Source organism: Acinetobacter sp. V104_13 (genome assembly GCF_031798995.1).
GTDB classification, from domain to species: domain Bacteria; phylum Pseudomonadota; class Gammaproteobacteria; order Pseudomonadales; family Moraxellaceae; genus Acinetobacter; species Acinetobacter pittii.
The window spans coordinates 77,931-100,189 of the sequence record NZ_JAVQNP010000010.1 but is presented as its reverse complement, the minus strand read 5'-3'; the positions used below and the strand labels follow the sequence as shown (position 1 = coordinate 100,189).

Annotated in this window: 24 protein-coding genes; 8 read left to right on the top strand and 16 right to left on the bottom strand. The window is 38.6% G+C overall.

The features are described 5' to 3' along the window. Window positions 1–82: 82 nt before the first annotated feature. From RMB06_RS02240 to RMB06_RS02200, 9 genes are all read right to left on the bottom strand, one after another. The gene (locus RMB06_RS02240; protein WP_005068334.1) at window positions 83–1,972 is read right to left on the bottom strand and encodes a M48 family metalloprotease; all 1,890 of its coding nucleotides are present in this window, start codon (window positions 1,970–1,972) and stop codon (window positions 83–85) included. Window positions 1,973–2,050: 78 nt separating this feature from the next. After that, window positions 2,051–3,592, bottom strand: coding sequence for an amidophosphoribosyltransferase (purF, locus tag RMB06_RS02235; protein ID WP_005073509.1), 1,542 nt, complete (start codon window positions 3,590–3,592; stop codon window positions 2,051–2,053). Between the two features lie 25 nt (window positions 3,593–3,617). Further along, window positions 3,618–4,205 carry a CvpA family protein gene (locus tag RMB06_RS02230; RefSeq protein WP_002115251.1) on the bottom strand — a complete coding sequence of 196 codons (588 nt, stop codon included), beginning with the start codon at window positions 4,203–4,205 and terminating at the stop codon, window positions 3,618–3,620. A 6-nt stretch (window positions 4,206–4,211) separates the two neighbouring features. Then, on the bottom strand, window positions 4,212–5,216 hold the full coding sequence (locus tag RMB06_RS02225; RefSeq protein WP_101663108.1) for a quinone-dependent dihydroorotate dehydrogenase: 1,005 nt from the start codon (window positions 5,214–5,216) through the stop codon (window positions 4,212–4,214). Between the two features lie 89 nt (window positions 5,217–5,305). Further along, entirely contained in the window at window positions 5,306–5,785 is a 480-nt protein-coding gene (gene gspM / locus RMB06_RS02220; protein ID WP_311078055.1) for a type II secretion system protein GspM, read from the bottom strand. After that, window positions 5,785–6,924: a type II secretion system protein GspL gene (gene gspL, locus RMB06_RS02215; protein WP_311078053.1), complete on the bottom strand. Its 1,140-nt coding sequence runs from the start codon at window positions 6,922–6,924 to the stop codon at window positions 5,785–5,787. Before gspL ends, gspM begins: the two co-directional genes overlap by 1 nt. 23 nt (window positions 6,925–6,947) lie before the next feature. Next, complete coding sequence (locus tag RMB06_RS02210) at window positions 6,948–7,403, bottom strand: histidine phosphatase family protein (RefSeq protein WP_044100976.1); 456 nt, start codon at window positions 7,401–7,403, stop codon at window positions 6,948–6,950. Window positions 7,404–7,459: 56 nt separating this feature from the next. After that, window positions 7,460–8,533: an NAD(P)H-dependent glycerol-3-phosphate dehydrogenase gene (locus RMB06_RS02205; protein ID WP_002115297.1), complete on the bottom strand. Its 1,074-nt coding sequence runs from the start codon at window positions 8,531–8,533 to the stop codon at window positions 7,460–7,462. 34 nt (window positions 8,534–8,567) lie between these two features. Further along, window positions 8,568–9,143 carry a nitroreductase gene (locus tag RMB06_RS02200; protein WP_311078051.1) on the bottom strand — a complete coding sequence of 192 codons (576 nt, stop codon included), beginning with the start codon at window positions 9,141–9,143 and terminating at the stop codon, window positions 8,568–8,570. 204 nt (window positions 9,144–9,347) lie between these two features. Between RMB06_RS02200 and RMB06_RS02195 the strand changes: the two genes are divergently transcribed. Next, the gene (locus RMB06_RS02195; protein WP_005068317.1) at window positions 9,348–9,728 is read left to right on the top strand and encodes a hypothetical protein; all 381 of its coding nucleotides are present in this window, start codon (window positions 9,348–9,350) and stop codon (window positions 9,726–9,728) included. A gap of 36 nt (window positions 9,729–9,764) precedes the next feature. Here RMB06_RS02195 and rhlB read toward each other — a convergent pair whose 3' ends face one another. Then, on the bottom strand, window positions 9,765–10,916 hold the full coding sequence (gene rhlB / locus RMB06_RS02190; protein ID WP_005068316.1) for an ATP-dependent RNA helicase RhlB: 1,152 nt from the start codon (window positions 10,914–10,916) through the stop codon (window positions 9,765–9,767). A gap of 109 nt (window positions 10,917–11,025) precedes the next feature. After that, window positions 11,026–11,238 carry a cold-shock protein gene (locus RMB06_RS02185; protein WP_000126912.1) on the bottom strand — a complete coding sequence of 71 codons (213 nt, stop codon included), beginning with the start codon at window positions 11,236–11,238 and terminating at the stop codon, window positions 11,026–11,028. 373 nt (window positions 11,239–11,611) lie between these two features. Between RMB06_RS02185 and RMB06_RS02175 the strand changes: the two genes are divergently transcribed. From RMB06_RS02175 to RMB06_RS02155, 5 genes are all read left to right on the top strand, one after another. After that, the gene (locus RMB06_RS02175; protein ID WP_005068314.1) at window positions 11,612–11,857 is read left to right on the top strand and encodes a sulfurtransferase TusA family protein; all 246 of its coding nucleotides are present in this window, start codon (window positions 11,612–11,614) and stop codon (window positions 11,855–11,857) included. A gap of 133 nt (window positions 11,858–11,990) precedes the next feature. Then, window positions 11,991–12,857 carry an RNA polymerase sigma factor RpoH gene (rpoH, locus tag RMB06_RS02170; protein ID WP_002115267.1) on the top strand — a complete coding sequence of 289 codons (867 nt, stop codon included), beginning with the start codon at window positions 11,991–11,993 and terminating at the stop codon, window positions 12,855–12,857. A 111-nt stretch (window positions 12,858–12,968) separates the two neighbouring features. After that, window positions 12,969–13,334 carry a DUF423 domain-containing protein gene (locus tag RMB06_RS02165; protein WP_002115263.1) on the top strand — a complete coding sequence of 122 codons (366 nt, stop codon included), beginning with the start codon at window positions 12,969–12,971 and terminating at the stop codon, window positions 13,332–13,334. Between the two features lie 13 nt (window positions 13,335–13,347). Further along, the gene (thiS, locus tag RMB06_RS02160) at window positions 13,348–13,545 is read left to right on the top strand and encodes a sulfur carrier protein ThiS (protein WP_002115323.1); all 198 of its coding nucleotides are present in this window, start codon (window positions 13,348–13,350) and stop codon (window positions 13,543–13,545) included. A 13-nt stretch (window positions 13,546–13,558) separates the two neighbouring features. After that, window positions 13,559–14,344 (top strand): thiazole synthase, encoded by a 786-nt coding sequence (locus RMB06_RS02155; RefSeq protein WP_001154366.1) that lies wholly within the window; start codon window positions 13,559–13,561, stop codon window positions 14,342–14,344. Window positions 14,345–14,444: 100 nt separating this feature from the next. Here RMB06_RS02155 and RMB06_RS02150 read toward each other — a convergent pair whose 3' ends face one another. Beyond that, window positions 14,445–15,068: a metal-dependent hydrolase gene (locus tag RMB06_RS02150; RefSeq protein WP_311078049.1), complete on the bottom strand. Its 624-nt coding sequence runs from the start codon at window positions 15,066–15,068 to the stop codon at window positions 14,445–14,447. Window positions 15,069–15,087: 19 nt separating this feature from the next. Beyond that, window positions 15,088–15,861, bottom strand: coding sequence for a peroxide stress protein YaaA (yaaA, locus tag RMB06_RS02145; RefSeq protein ID WP_311078048.1), 774 nt, complete (start codon window positions 15,859–15,861; stop codon window positions 15,088–15,090). A 125-nt stretch (window positions 15,862–15,986) separates the two neighbouring features. Here yaaA and RMB06_RS02140 point away from each other — a divergent pair, with 125 nt between their 5' ends. Together RMB06_RS02140 and RMB06_RS02135 are read left to right on the top strand one after the other, a co-directional pair. Then, window positions 15,987–16,619, top strand: a complete 633-nt coding sequence (locus tag RMB06_RS02140; RefSeq protein ID WP_005068305.1) for an alpha/beta hydrolase — start codon at window positions 15,987–15,989, stop codon at window positions 16,617–16,619. Window positions 16,620–16,817: 198 nt separating this feature from the next. Further along, on the top strand, window positions 16,818–17,774 hold the full coding sequence (locus RMB06_RS02135) for a ribonuclease Z (RefSeq protein WP_262727827.1): 957 nt from the start codon (window positions 16,818–16,820) through the stop codon (window positions 17,772–17,774). Between the two features lie 48 nt (window positions 17,775–17,822). On the opposite strand, the gene RMB06_RS02130 is transcribed toward RMB06_RS02135, so the two are convergent. From RMB06_RS02130 to RMB06_RS02120, 3 genes are all read right to left on the bottom strand, one after another. Further along, on the bottom strand, window positions 17,823–19,283 hold the full coding sequence (locus RMB06_RS02130; protein ID WP_311078047.1) for an aminoacyl-histidine dipeptidase: 1,461 nt from the start codon (window positions 19,281–19,283) through the stop codon (window positions 17,823–17,825). Window positions 19,284–19,453: 170 nt separating this feature from the next. Then, the gene (locus RMB06_RS02125; RefSeq protein ID WP_044100993.1) at window positions 19,454–19,837 is read right to left on the bottom strand and encodes a hypothetical protein; all 384 of its coding nucleotides are present in this window, start codon (window positions 19,835–19,837) and stop codon (window positions 19,454–19,456) included. A 127-nt stretch (window positions 19,838–19,964) separates the two neighbouring features. Continuing rightward, window positions 19,965–22,211 (bottom strand): bifunctional prephenate dehydrogenase/3-phosphoshikimate 1-carboxyvinyltransferase, encoded by a 2,247-nt coding sequence (locus RMB06_RS02120; protein WP_311078046.1) that lies wholly within the window; start codon window positions 22,209–22,211, stop codon window positions 19,965–19,967. Window positions 22,212–22,259 lie beyond the last annotated feature (48 nt).

Below are 22,259 nucleotides of genomic sequence, written 5' to 3'. Positions count from 1 at the left end.
ACTCTATCTACATTCTAACGGGCTTCAGTTTTTTTTTCAGTGTTTTATTTCATTCAGATGTTTTTATAATCGTATATGTCTTTTAAATAATCATCACACTATTTCTCTTTTGCATTTGATCCACAATTTCTTCTGTCTCGAAGCCAAAACGCCAATAAAGCAATTCAAGCACATCCAGTTCATCTTGCGTAATAATACGGTCGCTCCACAAACACATTTCTGCAATAGCTAGAATACTTAGACGGTCACGTAATAATAAACCAGCAATATCATTTAAAATTTCAGCCAGATCTAATGGCTCATCTGAAATTTCATCATAGATATACATTTCATCGGGATTGAGCAGCGAACGCAAAATACGCTCACGTACTTCTAATTGATTTGGGCTATTAATTTGCTGAACATGAAGTAAAGCATCAATCAAACGAACAATTTGAGGTTTCACTTCTTCAAATGCAGTCGGTAGATGTAACGGCATCAAATTCAATTCATGTTTAACTCGCTCCAATAGTAGTGCATCTAACAACCCAATCTCACCATCTTCTTGGATAATGAGGGCCAACTTAGTAAGAAATTGCCGCGCAATACTTGCGGGTATATGTCCAATATTTTTACAAGCATCATGAAATATCTGAATATGAATACGCCCATCCAAATTCAATAATGCATCGATAATGGCATGACTCACAGGTGCATCTTTTGGAATAAACTCGCGATATTGGCGAATCATCAAAATAGCAACCATAACTTCACGTGAACCAGTCGCAGTTTGTAGTGCTCGCTGAATTAATTCAGGACGCTTTTTATTTCGACGTACATCACTACTCAGGGGTTTAATGGCATCATTTAATGCAAAACTAATTGGTGATAACCTTAATAAAGGTAGAGGCTGTGGAGATGACCACGGAATATAAATTTCTTTCTCAGATTCTTCCAAGAAATGAAATAAGCTAAACAACGGACGGTTGCGAAGCTTCTTTAAATTTTCTAATTGTAAATCTTGTAGCAAAGTAGGATTTAACTCATAAATACGTTCACGAATACTCGGGTGAATATTCATCCAACTTTGTGGACTCAGTGAGTTAGCAAAACACATATGTGCGATTGATTCGGAATAAGCACTATGAATTTGCGAACCAGAGTGGTGAACATAAATACGCAACAAAGTTTGGGTATTCGCATTATTTTTTAATAGTCGTACTGTTTTTTGGTCATTACGAAATGTGCGCCCACTCAAAGTCAAATATTTAATAAAGCGAGTAATCAGTACACCTAGGCTTCCAGCCAACCAAATGACTCCACCGACCGCAACAAAAACAGTTTCAAATTTATGTTTATAACCCGGGCTATAGCGCTTAAAACCTTGCTTGGCTAATTTACTGCCCCACTGACTAAAAGTTGTTAAGCCGCTATATAAAATCTTTAATTTAGTATTCTCAACAGCCTCACCCGATAAAATCTGATTAAATTCATGGCCCAATAAACCATATAACTCAAGCTTATCCAGATTCTGTAAAGCACCCCATGTCAGAATAATTACAATATCTTTGGGATGAAAACCTGCCGTAAGTGCATTTACACCAACTTCATCAGGTAATACATATACGGTTGGAACTTTTAGTGAAAAATTTTGGGCTAAGTGTTCTGTAATTTTTAATGCCGCGAGTTCTTCGGGAGTACTCTCCTCTTTCACCAAACGACGTGCTTTAAGTTGTTTTGCTAAAGAGTGCCCACCTTTACGCAGAATATAAAGTTCGGTAACTACCGACCAAACCATAATAAAAAGTAATAGCGCAACGAAGTAAGGACTTAAGGTGTGCCACCAAATTGGCTGGCTATAATCAAAAAAATGAACGAGTAAACCTAAAATTAAATTTAAGATAAAAATAGTAAGCAGCACAGCAACCAAACACATAGTGATGGACCATGCCATATTTTTATTTTCGATGAGATAGTGGCTTACTTCTTTCAATGTAAATATTCCCAATTACATTGTTAGGTTTCATCATAAAAGAAAAAAGCGGGAAATACCCGCTTTTTTCGGCTATTTCTATTCTTCTTTGATGCCTGTTAAATCTACAGAAGCAGCATCGACATTAACGTCAATATAACCATCTTTTTTCTTCTTAGCAGAGTCATTACGCTTCTGCTCCAAATTATTTAGATAGTTACCATCAATATCACCTGTTACATAGATTCCATCAAATACTGAGCAATCGAACTCAGTTAAGTCAGGCACTTTGCTGGTACGTACAGCATTTTTCAAGTCTTCCAATTCTTGGAAAATCAAACGATCAGCACCAATAATTTCTTGGATTTCTTCCACGCTGCGTTCTGAAGCAATAAGCTCAGCTTTAGCAGGCATATCAATACCGTAAACGTTTGGATACATTACTTTCGGTGCTGCTGACGCAAAGTATACCTTTTTTGCACCAGAATCACGTGCCATCTGAATAATCTCATTACACGTTGTACCACGTACAATAGAGTCATCCACCAATAGAACGTTCTTGCCTTTGAATTCCAACTCAACAGGGTTTAATTTTTGACGTACAGATTTTTTACGTTGCTGTTGACCCGGCATAATAAAGGTACGGCCGATATAACGGTTTTTCATAAAACCTTCACGGAACTTCACACCTAGAATATTTGCAAGTTCTAAAGCTGAAGTACGGCTCGTATCTGGAATTGGAATCACCACATCAATATCATGGTCCTCACCCCAGTCACGTAAAATTTTATGAGCAAGCTTTTCACCCATTTTTAAACGTGCTTTATAAACCGAAATTCCATCAATAATGGCATCAGGACGAGCAAAATAAACGTATTCAAAAATACATGGACGGTATTTAGGATTAGCAGCACATTGTTTAGAGAACAACTCGCCATTTGCATTGATGAAAATTGCTTCACCTGGTTCAATATCACGCTCAATTTTGAAACCAAGAGCAGTAATAGCAACCGATTCAGAAGCAATTATGTATTCCATCTCACCTTGTTCAGTCACGCGTGAACCGTAAATAAGTGGGCGAATACCATTCGGATCACGGAAACCAACCAAACCATGACCAGTGATCATCGCTACTACACCATACGCACCTTGGCAACGCTCATGCACACGAGAAACCGTGTGAAAAATATCGTCAGCTGTAGGATTTAAAGTGCCTTTTTTCTGTAATTCATGCGCGAATACGTTTAAAAGAACTTCTGAGTCAGAATCTGTATTCATATGACGTAAATCTGTTTTAAACAGATCATCATGAATTTCTTCTGCATTGGTCAAGTTACCATTATGTGCAAGCGTGATACCGTAAGGTGAGTTTACATAAAATGGTTGTGCTTCAGCACTGCTCGCAGAACCAGCAGTTGGGTAACGTACATGGCCAATACCATAATTACCAAGTAATGCTCTCATATGACGAGTATGAAAGACATCACGCACCATACCGTTATCCTTACGAAGGAAAAGACGGCCTTCATGGCAGGTTACTATTCCAGCTGCATCTTGCCCACGATGTTGCAACATCGTTAAAGCATCAAACAACATTTGGTTCACTGGCGATTTACCGGCTATACCAACAACTCCACACATAGCAACCTCGCAGACAAGCTAGGAATTAATAAAAAGGATTCTTTGTCGAATGGTCGGATCGGTTTTCTAAATCTTCCGATTCGTCCATTGGTTTTGAAGGAGTGCCTGATGCACTACCTCCAGATGTTATTTGATGAAATGCCTCACTTGCAGCATCTTTAGACAACTCGGTAGCCAAAGGCGCATAAGGCAATAAAAACTGTATAAATTTGGACTGTTTCCAGTGTGGTGAACTCTCAACCCAAGGCCCTACACCCTGCATTGTAATTAGTACAACCAACAAGCCCTTTAAAGAACCAAAAGCACCACCTGCTAAACGATTTAATGGCCCCAATTTCAGACTTTTCAAGAGGCCATTTAAAAATGCAGAGACGATCCATGTTAAAACAATGATCAAAAGCGCTATAAATGCAAAAGCTGCAATTTTTTGAACAACTGGATCATGACTTAAACCCGACATAGACGGAGCAAGAAGGACAGCATATTTTGCACCCATAATTAATGCAATGACCCATCCTACCAAGTTCGCAAAGGCTTTAATAAATCCTTGTCGCAAACCGTTTAGCCCCCCAATGAGCAAAAGTATCAGAATAATGATATCAATTGTGTTCATATTCACTTAAGACATAGCTGCAACACATTGTTTCACTAAAATAGGACCTGTATAAATTAGCCCACTATAGATCTGTACTAATGTTGCTCCAGCTTGCTGTTTAACTGCTGCCTGTTCACCCGACAAAATTCCACCCACGCCAATTAACGGGATTTGTCCTTTTAATGTTTGGGCAAACAAACGTAAGCATTCTGTACTTTTTTCAAAAACAGGTGCGCCTGATAAACCACCCGACTCATTACCATAAGGAAGATTTTCTACACCTTCTCTTGATAAGGTCGTATTAGTAACGATCAAGCCATCAATTTTAAACTGCACTAACTGCGCTGCAATAAATTCAACATCTTCCACTGTTAAATCAGGTGCAACTTTCAGAACCAAAGGAACATAGTGATTATTTTGTTCAGCTAGCTCAAGTTGTCTTTCTTTTAAGGTTTGCAATAGTTCAGTTAATGCATCGCCACTTTGTAAACTTCTTAAGTTCTTAGTATTTGGAGATGAAATATTAACGGTAATGTAAGAAGCGTAGTTATACACTTTCTCAAGGCAAATCAGGTAGTCATCAACAGCTTTTTCTACAGGTGTATCAGCATTCTTACCAATATTAATGCCTAAAATTCCTTTAAACTTTGAAGCCTTGACATTTTCAATCAGCTTATCAACACCATCATTATTGAACCCCATACGGTTAATAATGGCTTGAGCTTCTGGAATACGGAATAAGCGGGGCTGCGGATTACCCGACTGAGGACGCGGCGTAATGGTTCCAATTTCAATAAAACCAAACCCTAGCCCTGCTAAAGCATCAATGTGTGCACCATTTTTATCAAGACCAGCTGCTAAACCTACCGGATTTGGAAATTCAATTCCCATACAAGTCGTTGGCTTCGCTTCTACGCTCTGACGGAGTAGGCCGAACTTATGTGCTTTATCAAGCATAGATAATGTTAATTCATGGGCACGCTCTGGTGCTAAACTAAACAACATCGGGCGAGCAAGTGAATATAACATACCAATCACAATCTACTGATTTTAGGTAGGCATATTATAGGCACAGGGAGCACAAAACACCATGCTTAAGACCAGCATATTTTAATATGTTATTGAACCGTCGCTGTTAATTTAATCTGACCTTCACTTGAAACCATTTCCATTTTTTCAATACTTAAGCCCATTTGTGCCAGTTGGGTTAAAAAGTTAGCTAAAATTGCGTAATTCTGATGAGTAACAATAATTTGTAACTGCTCGCCATTTTGCTGAGAAGTAACCGTTAAACCTTGCTGTTGAGCTACACGTTGTATTTTTTCTGCCTGCCCCAGCTCAAGCTCACTCGCAGGTTTCATAGTGACTGCATTACTTTGCATCCACACCATCAAATCTTTTAAATCATTTAAGCGCTGTTGCTGCTGTTCTGCTAAGGAATGCATTTTCCAAAGTGAAGCCCCAATAATAGCCACTACAACAAAAATTGTAGTAAAGACCACCATGATACGTTCACGGGCAGTCAAACGGTCTAAATATTGATTAACTTGTTCGATCCACTGATCAAAGCGGTTTTGCAATTGAGCTAACATTTTCATTATTGTATTTTCACCACCCCAATCGCCCCACCACCATCGGCTTGAATATTACCTAACTCCGCCTTAAATCCTTGCTGATTAAGCTGCTGTGTTAAAGCTTGCAAATCATCTGCCGACTTTGCTTTCAAGGCCATGGTTAGTGTAGAAGCATCATAATTTAATTGCTGAGCTAAAATTTGTCTTTGCATCAAAATAGGTCCAACACGACTCAATAAAGAAAGTGCTTGTGTATCGCCTTGTTTACTCATTCTTAAATGACTTTCAAATTGGCTTTTTATATTTTGTTCATTTACGCGACTAGAAGGACCAAACCAATATTTATATTGTTCAATCGTCTGCTCAGCTGTTTGATTCGCTACATTTCTTAATTTTACCCAACGCAACAAATCATAGCTAAACTGAACCACAATTATTGCTAAAAGAATAACAGCACATGCTTTCCAGTACCCAGAAACCGTTTGCTCTTGCCCTTTGGCTTTTGGTAAAACGTTAAAAGGATGCTGTTTAGGTTTATCTAAGCCCTGAAACTGATAAAAAAATTCTGAACGTTGCTCAACACTAGAAGCTGCTTCTAAGCTTTCTAATTGTTCTGTCGTTAATCCACTATATTGATAGTTTGTTTCAACTGGCTGGAATTCCAAAAACAATCCCAAATCATCTAGTGAATTACCAACCCATTTACTTTCACGCGCCAGTAATTTTTGGTCAATATTACACAGGATAACTTGGTGTTCTTGTGGTTCTGGCAAAATCAAAAAGTCTGGCAACAAAGCAACCAGCTTGATTGGCAACAAATTCATTGCATGTTGCCATGTTTCCACAGTAGTTTTTGCAACGCCCAATATTGTTAATTGATCAGCATGAAAATGATGAACTACTTTCATGTGATCAATAGGCAAAGTTACAAACTCTTCAAGCAAATATTTAACACCATCTGCTCCGAGTTGCTTGTAATGAGACTTTGCTATTTGTTGCTGGAATACCTGAGCATGACGACTAGGAAAAAAGACAACAGCCTCTTTTCCTTGGTGCAATTGTAGGTCTTGTATTAATTGATCGAGGCTTTCAGCCTGCAACCAGTTTTCTCCGTTAGACCAATGCCATATTCCATTGGTTTCAGGCATCCATAAATACAGCATAATGGGCTAAATAACCTTTTTATTTATATTGTGGGTATAAAACTATTTTTTTGTGTTGATAAACCAGTTGCAATCACAGCCTGATCATAAATTCGAGCTTCAGCCAACGCAAATGGATTAAAGCTTTCATGAGTCAGTAGCTCAGCAATATGCCCTACTACATTCATATGACACACGACTACAATTGACTCATAAGGAACCTGAGACAACCACTCGACTGCCTCTTTGGCGTTATCATCAGGTTTAATTTTATCGCATAACAACACAGGCACATCTTTAAAGTACGCTTGAATATGTGCCAATGTCTCTTGAGCACGTAACAAAGGACTAACTACAAAAATATCAGGCTTAACAATATCTTTTAAAAATGTTGCTGTCTGTTCTGCTTGAGCATGTCCACGAGCAGTAAGAGGGCGTTTAGTGTCGTTACCATTTACAGGTGGAGCGGCTTCCCCATGGCGAACCAATGTCAGTTGCATAAATTTTCCTTGTTAATAATTCCTGCATTATAACCACAATTTATGACATTTCTTCTTCAGACTTCGTGATGAGGTAAAACAAATTCAACATCACTACGGTGTCCGTTTTTCATAAGAGACAATGCAATATTTAAAGGAGGCGCCCCTTCGAAAATAACTTCATATAAAGCATTAGTGATAGGCATATAAACATCTAATTCTTCTGCTTTACCACGCACCTGAACAATTGTATTGATACCTTCTGCTGTCTGCCCCAACTCTTTACTTGCCTGATCCAGCGTTTTACCCGAACCTAAAGCATAACCAATCTGATAATTACGGCTTAAAGGGCTATTACAAGTCGCGAATAAATCACCAACACCTGACAACCCCAAGAATGTAAGCGGATTTGCGCCTTGTTTTACTGCAAAACGGCTCATCTCGGCCAAAGCACGCGTTAAAATCATACTTTTGGTGTTTTCACCAATCTTGTAAGCAGCACCAATTCCCATTGCAACCGCATAAATGTTTTTAAGCGCACCACCTAACTCTACCCCGTGTACATCATCACTACCAAAAACACGGAATAGAGCACTATGTAAGGCATGTTGCACAGCATAACGAACTAATTCGGAGTCACTGGCAATCACGGTGCCAGACGGCATACCCGCCATAATTTCTTTTGCAAGGTTTGGACCTGATAGCACACCATAAGGAACTTCAGGTAATTCTTCACGAATAATATCGCTCATGAAGCTGAAAGTTTTAGCTTCAACACCTTTGGTTAAAGACACAACCGCTTGTGCAGTAATATAAGGAGCGATTTGTTTTAAGACATCGCGGAATGAGTGACTTGGAATTGCGACTAAAATAATATCTCGGTCACATACAGCTTGTTCAAGATCAGACACAGCGCGTAATGATGACTCTAAAATAAAATCTGGCAAATAACGTTTATTAATGTGGGTTTTATTAATTTCCTCAGCTGTTTCGGCGTCACGAATCCAGATCATGGTATCGCAACCATTACGTGCAGCTAAATTTGCCATAGCCGTTCCAAAGCTTCCTCCCCCTAGAACGGTAATACGTAAAGCAGTTTTTTTATCAACCGCAACAGGTTCCACCAAATCTGTAAACTTAAATTCAGCCATCTTTTATTATCCTATTTCTTACTTCTACAAACGTTTAAGCCTGCCAAACTTCTACGAATTCTTTACTTTCAATATCTGCACGCGGTGCAATTACTTTAGCTGCTGTGCCGACGTAAATAATACCTGAAATTAAATCAAGAGGTTGCAGACCTAAATGCTGTTTTAACCAATTTGATTCGACAACTGCACCACTACGCCACATGGTCGAAAAACCTTGAGCTTGTAGAGATAATAAAAGATTTTGTACTGCGGCACCCGTACTTAAGATTTGTTCGAAATGCGGTACTTTCGGATGATCTTGTAGTTGTGTAAGCGCCAAAATGAGTAATGGTGCGCGAAAAGGATGTTGTTTAACACGTTCGAGTTGAGCGGGATCAGTTTCACCTAAATCTGTTAGAGCCTTTGCTAAAACTTCACCAAAAGCACCACGTTGTTCGCCTGAAACAACCACAAAACGCGTTGGCTTAAGTCTATGATGATCTGGAGCAGTCAAAGCTGCTTGGAAAGCTAACTCTAATTGCTCTGTACTTGGAGCTGGCTCAACTAATTGGCCAATAGACTGACGCTGATGAATATTTTGGTGAATTATTTGTATTGCTGATTCCGTCATTAATATTGATCTAACTCAAAAATTCAAAATAGATTAGCATAATCTACCGTTAATCCACCATTGAATCTAGCTTATAAAATTAGCGAACTCTCACTTTGACATTTTTTAATACAAAACATCAAAACTCATACAACGTCTTCAAAATCAACTAGAAAACTTATGTTCAAATAGCTATGTCTTTTAGCGATTAACTTTAGGTGCATTATGAAAAAAATAATTTTAGCGAGCGCAATGAGCGGTGTTGTTTTATTACTTGGTGCTTGCGCAACTACTCCTAAAAATACTTTAGCAGTTCAAAAAGAAAATAATCAGTTTGAAGTTACAGGTATTGGCAAAACCAATTTAATTGCGAAAAATAATGCGATTACTGCAGCTCAAAAAACTTGCTCAAAAAGCACTACACCAGTCGTTGTAGATGAAAAAACAACATATAACGGTGTATTAAAAGATGTTGTAAGTGAAAAAACTGGTCAAATGGTTGAAGCAGCAGCAGGTGTTATTGGTACATTAACTGGTAAAAATGCATCTTTAGCAAAAGATGATGACTACCAAACAACGCTTACTTTCTATTGTAAAATTAATTAATAAAAAAAATCCCAATCATTTGATTGGGATTTTTTATTAGCAATAACCATCTAATCTGGTCAGTGGTAATTTTTTACCAATTGCTTTTTCAATCTCGGGTAAATAAAAGGCATCATCTTCAGATAAGAAACTAATACTTACCCCTTGTGAGCCAGCACGACCTGTACGACCAATACGGTGTACATAATCGTCAGATTGTTCAGGCAATGTAAAGTTGATGACATGCGACACGCCATCCACATGAATACCACGACCAGCAACATCTGTCGCAATCATAATATTATGTTTACCTTGCTTAAATTGCTCTAACATTTTTAAACGTTTATCTTGAGCAATCTCACCTGAAAGCATACCAACTCTATATCCATCTTTCTTTAAATGATCATAAAGACGGCGGACTTGGTCACGTCGATTAGCAAAAATCATAACCTTATCGATTGGCTCTTCACGTAAGATATCTTGCAGTAAACGATATTTGTCTTGTTTAGCAACAACATAAACACGTTGCTCTACATCGTTATTGGTCTTTTGTTCAGGCTCAATTTCAACAGTTACAGGTTCAAATAACCATTGTCTTGCCAAATTCAAGACGTCATAACTAAACGTCGCTGAGAACATGAGTGTTTGACGTTGTTCCTTGCGTGGTGAATAACGAACAATACGTTTTACCGAAGGAATAAAGCCCATGTCTAATAAACGGTCAGCTTCATCAATAACTAGAAATTCAATTTGATCGAGCCAGACTTCTTTTTGTTCTACAAAATCGATTAATCGCCCAGGTGTGGCTACCATGATATCGACAAAATTAGCATCAAGTTGCTTCTTCTGCTTATCGAAATCAACACCACCCAACAGAGTCACTAAATGTAAATTAGAGAATTTTGTGAGAAATTTTGCATCGCTTTCAATTTGCAATGCCAACTCACGAGTAGGTGCCAAGATTAAAGCACGAGGCTCGCCACGGAAGCGTTGCTCTTGAACCGGATTATTGAGTAAATCATTAATTACACTAATCAGAAAGGCAGCTGTCTTACCTGTTCCTGTTTGTGCTCGCCCAATTGCATCATGCCCGGCTAATGTATATTTTAAAACCTTTTGCTGAATTGGGGTCATTTGAGTAAACCCTAAAGCATCAATCGCCTTTTTAAGTTGCGGATGTAAATTCAAGGTTTCAAAACCAGATGTCATAAATACGCGCTCTAACAAACAATCTCTCGAATGAGAAGATCATTATAAACAAAAACGCCCCAATTCAAAAATTGGAGCGTCCATCATTCATCAAAAAGATGAATTAGTCTTAGTCTAAAGGCTGAACGTTTTCAGCTTGAAAACCTTTTTGACCTTGTACAACGCTAAACTCTACACGTTGACCATCACGTAGAGAACGGTGACCGTCACCTACGATTGCACGGAAGTGAACGAATACATCGTCGCCGCCGTTACGTTGAATAAAACCAAAGCCTTTAGTGTCATTAAACCACTTTACTACGCCTTGTTCACGAGCTGTCATAAGTCAATCCTCAGATGTTGAAAAAAGGACCTTCCGGTGTTGCAAACAGCAGAGCAAACAAGGTTTTAAAATATTTATAATCTTAAAGCTTGTAATCATTCTGTAAAACTATCAACAATTTCCGGTTACATCCATTTGTTATAGGGTTATTAAATCAATTTGATTGTGTGGTAAATCCTAAAACGGTTCGAGCTTAACACGGGTTTATGACAATTAATAGAATTTTTTTCAAATATTTCCCCTATTTTTAGTTCTTTTTTTAAACAGCTTATTACAATATTTTTTATAGAAATTCCCTGCATCTTCTTTCATAAAATATGCTGTATTTATTAAAAATTTGTTAGAATATTTTTTTTAGTTGTTTTGATGATGAATGAGCAATACTTCTTCTAATACAGCACCCATTGAAATTAATGCCCTTGGACAACCCTGCCCAATGCCATTGTTAATGCTAAAACGTGAACTTAAAAAAGCGTCAGGCAAACAACAATTTTTATTAAAATCTTCAGATCCTCATAGTGAAATTGATGTAACTCGTTACTGTGGTTTACATCATTTTACGTGTCAAACTACACACATATCAGAAAGAGAATTTCACTATTTAATTGAAACTCAATAATTCTTTGCTAAACTAAAAGATTAGAAATTGCATAAAATTTTACATTTCTCTACCCAATTTTCCTTAATTATGAAGCTGATTCAAATTAAGATGAATTTATTGGTTATCCCATTCGATCCTATAAGGAGAACTCATGAGTGACAGCAGCAATCAATTGATGCCCCTGTCATTGTCTGCGCCCGGTGTAAACCTTGGTGCATATATCAGTACTGTCAATCAGATTCCTATTTTAACGGCTGAGCAAGAAAAAGAACTTGCTGAACGTTATTATTATGACCAAGATCTTGATGCCGCAAAAATGCTGGTAATGTCGCATTTACGTTTTGTCGTTCATATTGCGCGCAGCTATGCAGGTTATGGCCTACCACAAGGCGACCTTATTCAAGAAGGTAATTTAGGCTTAATGAAAGCCGTGAAACGTTTCGACCCAAATATGGGCGTGCGTCTAGTATCTTTTGCCGTCCACTGGATTAAGGCAGAAATTCATGAATACGTTATTCGCAACTGGCGTATCGTCAAAATTGCAACGACAAAAGCTCAGCGTAAATTATTTTTCAATTTACGTAGTTTAAAGAAATCGAGTAAAAAGTTAACGCTCGAAGAAGCTCAATCGATTGCGAATGACTTAAATGTAACTCCAGAACAAGTTCTGGAAATGGAAGGTCGTTTAACTGCTTATGATGCTGCTTTTGAAGCACAAGGCGATGATGACGACGATACCCCACATACTGCCCCTGCGTTGTATCTTGAAGATAACCGCTACGACCCTGCCCGTTTAGTCGAGAACGAAGACTGGGAAGAGCAAAGTACTTCAGCCTTGCATGATGCAATGGACCAGTTAGATGACCGTTCGCGTAATATTTTACAACGCCGCTGGTTAGATGATGACAAATCTACTCTTCACGAGTTAGCAGCTGAATATAATGTTTCGGCAGAACGTATTCGTCAGCTTGAAAAAAATGCGATGGAAAAAATCAAAACTGCCATGTCAGCAAGCTAAAATAAATGAAAAAAATAAAAGGGCGAATCGCCCTTTTGTTTTATCTGGCTATGTTTAGCCAACCCAATCTATGTTAACGTTGCCTTTCATTATTCAGTTGCGTTTTTTGTTATGTGGATCGCCATTTCAGCCCTTAATCTTGCTTTTGCAGTCATGTTGGGTGCTTTTGGAGCACATGGTCTTAAAGCTCACGCGGGTCCTGAGCAACTTGCTTGGTGGCAGACTGCAACCGACTACTTTTTTTATCATGCGCTTGGCTTATTAGCTCTTGGTATTTTAAGTAAGGTTCTTCCTCATTTCCCAATCAAGTTATCTTTCTTGCTTATCCAAATTGGTATTCTATTTTTTTGTGGTTCGCTTTACATCATGGCGCTAGGTTTACCACGAATATTAGGCGCAATTACGCCAATCGGTGGAGCCTTAATGATTGCGGGATGGCTAGTCTTGGCTTGGAATGCTTTCAAATACGCAAAATAATCGGAATGTGATCATGCAAATTTATTTAAATGGCGAATTAACGGACACGCCTAGCCAAAACCTGTTGCAACTCATTCAGGAGTTGGCACTTGAAGGAAAACGTTTTGCTGTCGAGCACAATCAGCAAATCGTTTCTAAAAGCAAATTAGAGCAAATTTCTATTGCTCAACATGACCGTATCGAAATTATTCACGCTGTTGGCGGCGGCTAAGTCGGAGTTATCCATGCAAGACACCCCTCTCATTATTGGTTCACGTTCTTTTCAATCTCGTTTATTGGTCGGAACTGGCAAATATAAAGACTTAAATGAAACGGATTTAGCTATTCAAGCCAGTGGTGCAGAAATCGTAACTGTCGCAATCCGCCGTGTGAATATTGGACAAAATCCAGATCAACCGAATTTACTTTCGGTCATTCCGCCAGAGAAATATACAATTTTGCCAAATACTGCAGGTTGTTTTGATGCTGACAGCGCAGTACGCACGTGTATGCTAGCGCGCGAGCTACTGGATGGTCATAACCTAGTAAAACTTGAAGTATTGGGTGATGAAAAAACCTTATATCCAAATGTAACCGAGACTTTAAAAGCCGCGCGCACTTTGATTGATGACGGTTTTGAGATTATGGTCTATACCTCTGACGACCCAATCATTGCTCAAGAACTTGAAAGTATGGGCTGTGTTGCGATTATGCCTTTAGGTAGTCTAATTGGTTCAGGTTTAGGTATTTTAAATCCACATACCATTTCAATTATTAAAGAAAATGCGAAAGTTCCAGTTTTAGTCGATGCAGGCGTTGGTACAGCAAGTGATGCTGCTATTGCGATGGAACTTGGTTGTGATGGTGTATTGATGAATACAGCAATTGCAGCTGCTCAAAACCCTATTTTGATGGCTTCCGCAATGAAAAAAGCTGTTGAAGCAGGACGTGAAGCATTTTTAGCAGGTCGTATGCCACGTAAACGCATGGCAAATGCAAGCTCGCCAGAAACAGGTTATTTCTTTAAATAATTTATTTCCAAGGAATCACTGCTTTTTCCAGTGATTCCTCTCCTGTCATATAACCATTTTACGTTTTAAAAATATATCGCTTTATTCTAATATGCTTAGGCTATTCCAATATTCGTCTTAAATTATCCTTGGCGTTTAACTCAAAATTCTTTTGGAAATATACAGTTTGATAAAGTGGTTCAGACTGATAAAAATGTATTAAAACTTGTTTTCTCTTAATTGAATATACTTCTGGATCAACCCAAGAATACTCCCGCTGAATTTGCTGTTCATACTGGATAAAACGTTCAGGCGTTGCTGCCAAAATAGCTAAATCAATATCCAACAAAAATTGCAAATCTATTTCATCGGTTAATCCATGCTTTTGAGTCGCAAGTATCCAACGCTTTATTTTCTCTAGAGTATCGAACGATAAATCTTGTGCCATCAATTGTTCAAATAACTCAGCACTTTTAAGCTCATTATCTGGTGCTTGAGGATCATAGATAACATCATGAAACCAGAGAGCCAATGCAACAGCGTACGGATCATTTAATCCGTATTGAACCGCCTCCATTAAACTCAAACATTCATATAAATGTTGGTCGGTATGGTAGGCTCGCTGCTTTTCACTATAAGCCGCAATAAGTTCATTATAGATTTTCTGCGGTTCAGAAAAATCATAATGCTGATGCAGCTCAAACCAAACATGCTTTAGTTTTGATAAATAAAGCTGCATCATCATCTATTAACCACGCTTAAGATTATTGCTCATCACGTTTAAATACCAACTCTTTTGCCGTTGAGTTATCAACATCAAAGTAGTAACCCTCGGTATTAAACGCTTTGATGTCTTCAGCTTTATTTAATTGATTTTCAATAATAAAACGAGCCATTAAACCGCGTGCTTTTTTCGCATAGAAACTAATGACTTTATATTTGCCATTTTTCTGGTCAAGAAAAACAGGCTTCACAATTTCAGCCTTAATTTTCTTTTCATTGACAGACTTGTAATATTCATCTGAAGCTAGATTTACCAGCAATTCAGATTTAATTTCTGCCAAGTCTTCATTAATCTGGTTTGTGATAATTTCACCCCAGAATTCATACAAATTATGACCACGCGTATTTTTTAATTTCGTGCCCATCTCTAAACGATAAGGCATCATTAAATCTAAAGGACGCAATAAACCATATAAACCAGAGAGCATACGCAAATGCTTCTGTGCAAAATCAATATCTTTGTCTTTTAAATGGTAGGCATCTAAACCAGTGTAAACATCCCCTTTAAATGCATAGATTGCTTGGCGAGCATTTGAGAAATTAAATTCGGGATTCCAATCTCTAAATCGATCTGCATTTAGTGTGGCAATTTTTTCACTGACACTCATTAAACTCGCAATTTCCGAAGCAGAAAGTTTGCGACAAACATCAATTAATTGTGCTGAGTTTTCTAACAAGCGAGGCTGAGTAAACTCATCTGTAGGTAACGCTGATTCATAATCTAAAGTTTTTGCAGGAGAAATTAAAGCAAGCATAGACAACCTGAAAAAATTATTCTTAATACCAACTATAACAGTTGATATTTTTTAATGCTAACTCGTGTTTTCAATGACGACTATCGGTAAAATAGCATCACGTATTGTTATTTAGCGGTTCTTATATGTCTGAGCAAACTTTCATCCAGGGTCCAGTAGGTAAAATTGAACTTTTCGTTGACCGCCCTGAAGGTGAAATCAAAGGCTTTGCGGTTGTTTGTCATCCGCACCCATTGCAAGGTGGAACCCCTCAACATAAAGTCCCTGCCCTTTTAACCCAAATCTTTAATGAATATGGTTGCATTGTTTACCGCCCAAGTTTCCGCGGCCTAGGTGGCAGTGAAGGCATTCATGATGAAGGCCATGGTGAAACTGAAGATATCTTAGCTGTAATTGAGCACGTTCGTAAGCTTCATGAAGGCCTACCATTTTATGCAGGCGGTTTTAGCTTTGGCTCACATGTTTTAGCAAAATGCTTTGCACAGCTTGCACCTGAATTACGACCTGTACAGTTAATTTTATGTGGTTTACCAACCGCTACTGTAGTAGGTTTACGTCACTATAAAACTCCTGAAATTCAAGGTGATATTCTACTCATTCATGGTGAGCAAGATGATATTACTTTACTTTCAGATGCAATTGAGTGGGCAAAACCACAAAAACATCCAATCACAATTTTGCCGGGTGCCAACCACTTCTTTACAGGCTATTTAAAGCAGCTTCGCCAAATCATTACACGCTTTATTATCATGAAATAAACGGTAATTTGATGGGCATAACTTGAGAGTATGCCCATCATTTTATAAGCCTTGTCATTATTGAAAGTTATTCCAGCTTAACCCAAAACGTGCCAAATATTTTTTCACTCGGTCGCTATTATTCGTTCACCATAATTTCTATAAAATTTTATAAATGTCTATAATCTCTCTAAACATTTGACTAAAAATTCCAAGAATATGCTTCATTTTACCTTTTTAGGCACATCATCAGGTGTACCCACACTTTCACGCAATGTTTCAGGATTAGCCGTTCGTAACAGTAAAAATAAGAACTGGATTTTAGTTGATGCTGGTGAAGGCACGCAGCACCGCATTCAGCAAGCCAAACTTTCTCTACAAAACCTAGTTGCCATTTGTATTACACACGTTCACGGTGATCATTGTTATGGCCTAGTTGGTTTACTGGCAAGTGCAGGCATGAATGCCCGTACAAAACCATTAATCGTGATTGCACCCAAAGAAATTCAACAATGGTTTAAAATCACTGCTCAACTTACAGACTTACATTTGCCTTATTCAATAAAATTTATTGATGTTAATGAAGCAACTCGGCCACAGCAGCTCACCGATGAGCTCTTTATTCAAGCACATCCACTAAGTCATCGTGTTCCGAGTTTTGCATTTAGTATTTATATAAAATTCACCCAGAAGAAGATAGATATTCAAGCTTTAACTCAGCTTGGCGTACCTAAAGGCGATATTTGGGGGCATTTAAAACGAGGCTACGATGTTGAGTTTGAGGGGCGAATTTTAAAATCTCAAGACTTTATCAAAATTCAAAATCAGCAGATTCATGCAATTATAGGTGGTGATAATGATCGGCCAGAATTATTAGCCGATGCTTGTAAGAATGCTCAATTACTTATTCATGAAGCAACTTATTTGCAAACAGTCTTAGATAAAGTAGGTAAAGGACCAATGCACAGCTCAGCAAAAATGGTGGCTGAATTTGCTGAGCAGCAATCTCTAGACAATTTAATTCTGACACACTTTAGCCCTAGACATCAGGATAAAACTGGGCAGCAAGCTATTACCGAAGAAGTTCGCCAGTTTTATAAAGGTCATTTTTATTTAGCGAATGATTTTGATGAATTTACTTTAAGTGAAACAGGACAACTTTTAAAAATCGAGTAAAGGTCAAAGTTTAAGAAGCTCATGACTGAGCTTCTTATTTATAAAGAACTACTCTACAGATGCCAAAGCGGTTACCAGTAGCTTCCAGCATTTCTCTACAGTATCAACTTTAACTCGTTCACCTGGTGCATGTGCACCTTGAATATCAGGCCCAAACGAAACCATCTGTAAATGTGGGTAATGTTCAGCAATAATCCCACACTCCAAGCCTGCATGAATCACTTTAAGATTTGGCTCAATATTAAATGCATTTTGATAGGCCTGCTGTAAGCACTTTAGAGCAGCCGAATCTGGATTTGGTGTCCAACCCGACACTAACGGCGTAAGTGTAGAGCCGATATTAAATTGACTGAAATATTTTTGAATTTTTTCTGCAAAGTCTTGAGTTTCTTGGTTCACCATTGAACGGACCATTAAGACAGCTTTTCCGCCTTCTCTATTTAGTCTCACCACTCCAATATTATTTGAAGTCTCAACTATATCTGATAGAACCTGACTCATACTTGCAACGCCATAAGGACTTGTTGCTAAAGCTTGCAACCATTCATTTTGCTGTTGTTGAGCAATCACTTCGGTCACTTCAGCACTATTAGGCTGAATAGTTAATTGCAGATTGTCATCAATACCTTGTAGCTGTTTTTTCCATGCTGTTTGATATTCAGCGAGTAATTTTTCTAATTCAGGCAATTGGTTAGATGAAATGGCAATGGTTGCTACAGCTTCGCGAGGTAAAGCATTACGAGCTGTACCACCTATAAACTCAACAAGTCGTCCACCAAGCTTCGCTAAATGCTGATTTAAAAAACGGGCCAGAATAACGTTGGCATTACCACGTCCTAAATGGATATCTACGCCAGAGTGGCCACCTTTAAGACCAGCCACCTGAATATTAACAATATTCAAATTTTCAGGAATTGGTTCATAATTAAGCGGCTGCTCAACTTCAACATCAATACTACCAGCACATCCGAGATACAACTCGCCCCACTCTTCTGTATCAATATTAAATAACCACTTCCCTTTTAGTACACCTGCCTGTAAAAGTCGCGCACCACTCATCCCTGCTTCTTCATCAACTGTTAGAAGAACTTCAATTGGCCCATGAGCAATATCATTTGAGTCTAAAACTGCCAAAGCTAATGCTACCCCAATGCCATTATCAGCACCTAAAGTAGTATCTTTAGCAATTAACCAGCCATCCTCAAGAACTGGACGAATCGGGTCTTTAAAGAAATCATGTACTGTGCCAGTATTGGCTTGAGTGACCATATCTAAATGGCCTTGCAGAATAACGCCAGACACATGTTCTTTACCCGCCGTCGCATCCTTACGAATAATCAAATTCCCCACTTTATCTACGTAAGTTTCTAAATTCCGATTTTCGGCCCAGTTTTGTAGAAATTCACGAAGTTGCTGTTCATGCTTCGATGGACGAGGAATAGTACAAAGTGTTTGAAAATGCTGCCAAACCACTTGAGGAGATAACGCTGCAATATCAACTTGTGTCATGAAAACCACACTCTAATTATGTAAATATCGTAATAATTTCAATATACACAATGCATTAAAGATAGGTAGGGATTTCGGGAAAGATTTTGTATTTTTATATTTAATCTAAAGAGATAGTACGACTTTTCTAAAAAGTCGTACTCCATAAAGAACTCTTAAAACAATATGTTTTAGCTTTTCCACTCAAATGCTGAAAAGCTATGATCAGCTTTCAAACTATTTTCAACTGCCTGTGCAAGCTGACGAATAATGCTTTGTGTTTCAATTTTCTCAAACCAGTCTTGTTCTTCATCTGGATTGGCAGAAATTTCACACATCAGGTGTCCATCATGGTCTGTTTTTTGACAAGTAATAGACAAAGGTAAAAGATGATTATCAATACTCACTTCTACCTTTTCATGCTCATGCACAATATGCTGTGCATCAAAGCCATAATGCCCCAATTGTTTAAACAGTAAAGCCGCTACATATTCTTGAGTGATATGGCATTCATTTGGTGGATGATCAAGCACCCCATGTTGTGGGCAACTGGCAATAAATTGTAATTTTTTCATCCTTTGTCCTAACACTATTATCATTATCTGCGCTTAGCATAAGCAATAAACAAACAGCAGCCAAGCCTTTAGCCCGCTGCTGCCGTTGCTATTGTGTTAGCAATTATAAAATGTGTTAGGTCAAAAGTTATTGGCTAACTTCGATTGTTAAGCCTGCACGATTCGCCAACTCCGTGAAAGTCGGGAAGCTTGTCGCCACAGTTTCAGTACCATGAATTGTAATCGGACCAGAATTACGAAGACCTGCCATACTAAAACTCATGGCAATACGGTGGTCATGATGTGACTCGATTTCACCGCCAGCAAAGATTGGTGACCAATCGCCAGATTTACCTTTGCCTTCGATAATGATGCCATCATCAGTTGGCGTACAATCAATACCCATGATTTTTAAGCCATCAGCCATGACCTGAATGCGGTCAGACTCTTTCACACGAAGTTCTGCCGCACCAGTTAATACTGTTTGCCCTTCGGCACAAGCTGCTGCAATAAATAAAGCGGGGAATTCATCAATTGCTAAAGGTACTTGGTCTTCAGGCATATGAATACCTTTAAGAGTACGTGAACCTTTAATATGAATATCAGCAATAGGCTCGCCACCAGCAATACGTTCATTTTCAACAGTCAGGTCAGCACCCATCTGTTTTAAAATTTCAATTACGCCAGTACGTGTTGGATTAATACCTACAGCTTCCAGAACAACATCGGAACCTTCTGTAATTGCAGCACCCACCATAAAAAAAGCAGCAGATGAAATATCAGATGGAACCTGAATATCAGTACCTACTAATTTTCCACCACCAACGAGTGAAATCTTGTTGCCTTCGGTTTTAACATCATAACCAAATGCACGAAGCATACGCTCTGTGTGGTCACGAGTTGGTTCTGGCTCAGTTACCGAAGTTTCACCTTCAGCCCATAGGCCCGCAAGTAAAATACCCGACTTCACCTGAGCAGATGCCATTGGCAAGTAGTATTGAATGCCTTTTAATTGCTGAGCACCAGTAATACTTACAGGTGGTGTACCTTTCTCACCTGTTGTCTGGATTTGCGCACCCATTAAACGTAATGGCTTAGCAATACGCTCCATTGGACGTTTAGAAAGTGATGCATCACCTGTCATCACTGAATCAAATTTTTGTGCTGACAACATGCCTGAAAGCAAACGCATGCTCGTTCCAGAGTTACCCATATACAAGGCACTCGCTGGTGCTTTTAAACCATGCATGCCTACGCCATGAATGGTCACTTCACCATTTTTAGGGCCTTCAATGCTTACGCCCATATCACGGAATGCTTGCAAAGTTGCCAAGGCATCTTCACCTTCAAGGAAGCCAGTGACATGAGTCGTGCCTTCGGCAATAGCACCAAACATAATGGAGCGATGTGACACAGATTTGTCACCCGGTACGGTAAATTTACCTTTAAAAGCCTTATTTCCCGGTAAGATACTGAATTGCTGTGTCACCTTATTTTTCTCCATTAAAGGTTTTTTGGCTAACATATGATTGAAATGCTGACGTGCTGCCTGAGCGTGACCGAGTAAACCCATTAATGCATGAGAATCTTCGTTTTCAATCAATTTTCTAAGTACGGTAAGTTGCTTTTCGAAGCCATCTACAGCATTTAATATGGCTGTTTTATTGGCAAAGAAAATGTCATGCCACATTTGGGGATCACTAGCCGCAATCCGTGAAAAGTCACGAAAGCCACCTGCTGCATAGCGGAAAATATCAAGATTATCTTCACGATTCGCAAGTTGCTCAACCAAATTAAATGCCATCAAGTGCGGTAAATGACTTGTATGTGCTAAAACTTCATCATGCTTGGCAACGTCCATACAAATGACTTCAGCTTTAGCAGCAGACCAAAGTTGAATTAGTTTATCAACAGCCCATTCTGCACTTGTGGGTAACGGCGTTAAAATAACTTTGTGATTTGCAAATAAATCGACCTTACCTGCATGAACGCCCGTATGCTCACTACCAGCAATAGGATGTCCCGGCACAAAACCTGCTGGTAAATCTTCACCAAATACAGCTTTTGCTGCATCAACGACATTACCTTTTGTACTTCCTACATCAGTTACAATCGTAGTTTCTGTCAAATAAGGTTTAATTAGTTCAAGCACTTTTTGTGTCGCACGTACTGGCAAGGCCAAAACAACTAAATCTGCCCCTTTCACGGCTTCAACAGGATCAGAAAATCCTTCTTGTATTAAGCCAAGTGATTTTGCATCTTCTAAAGTTTTGTGTGAGCGTGTAGAAGCCACAATATTTGTCGCCAACTTTTCGGCAACAATAACCCGTGCCAAACTCGACCCGATGAGTCCTAAACCAATAAATGCAACTTTTTTAAATAGGGGTTGTGACATAACTTCAACTTTGCTTTTGCTCAAAGTTATTTAAACCTTTGAGCAATT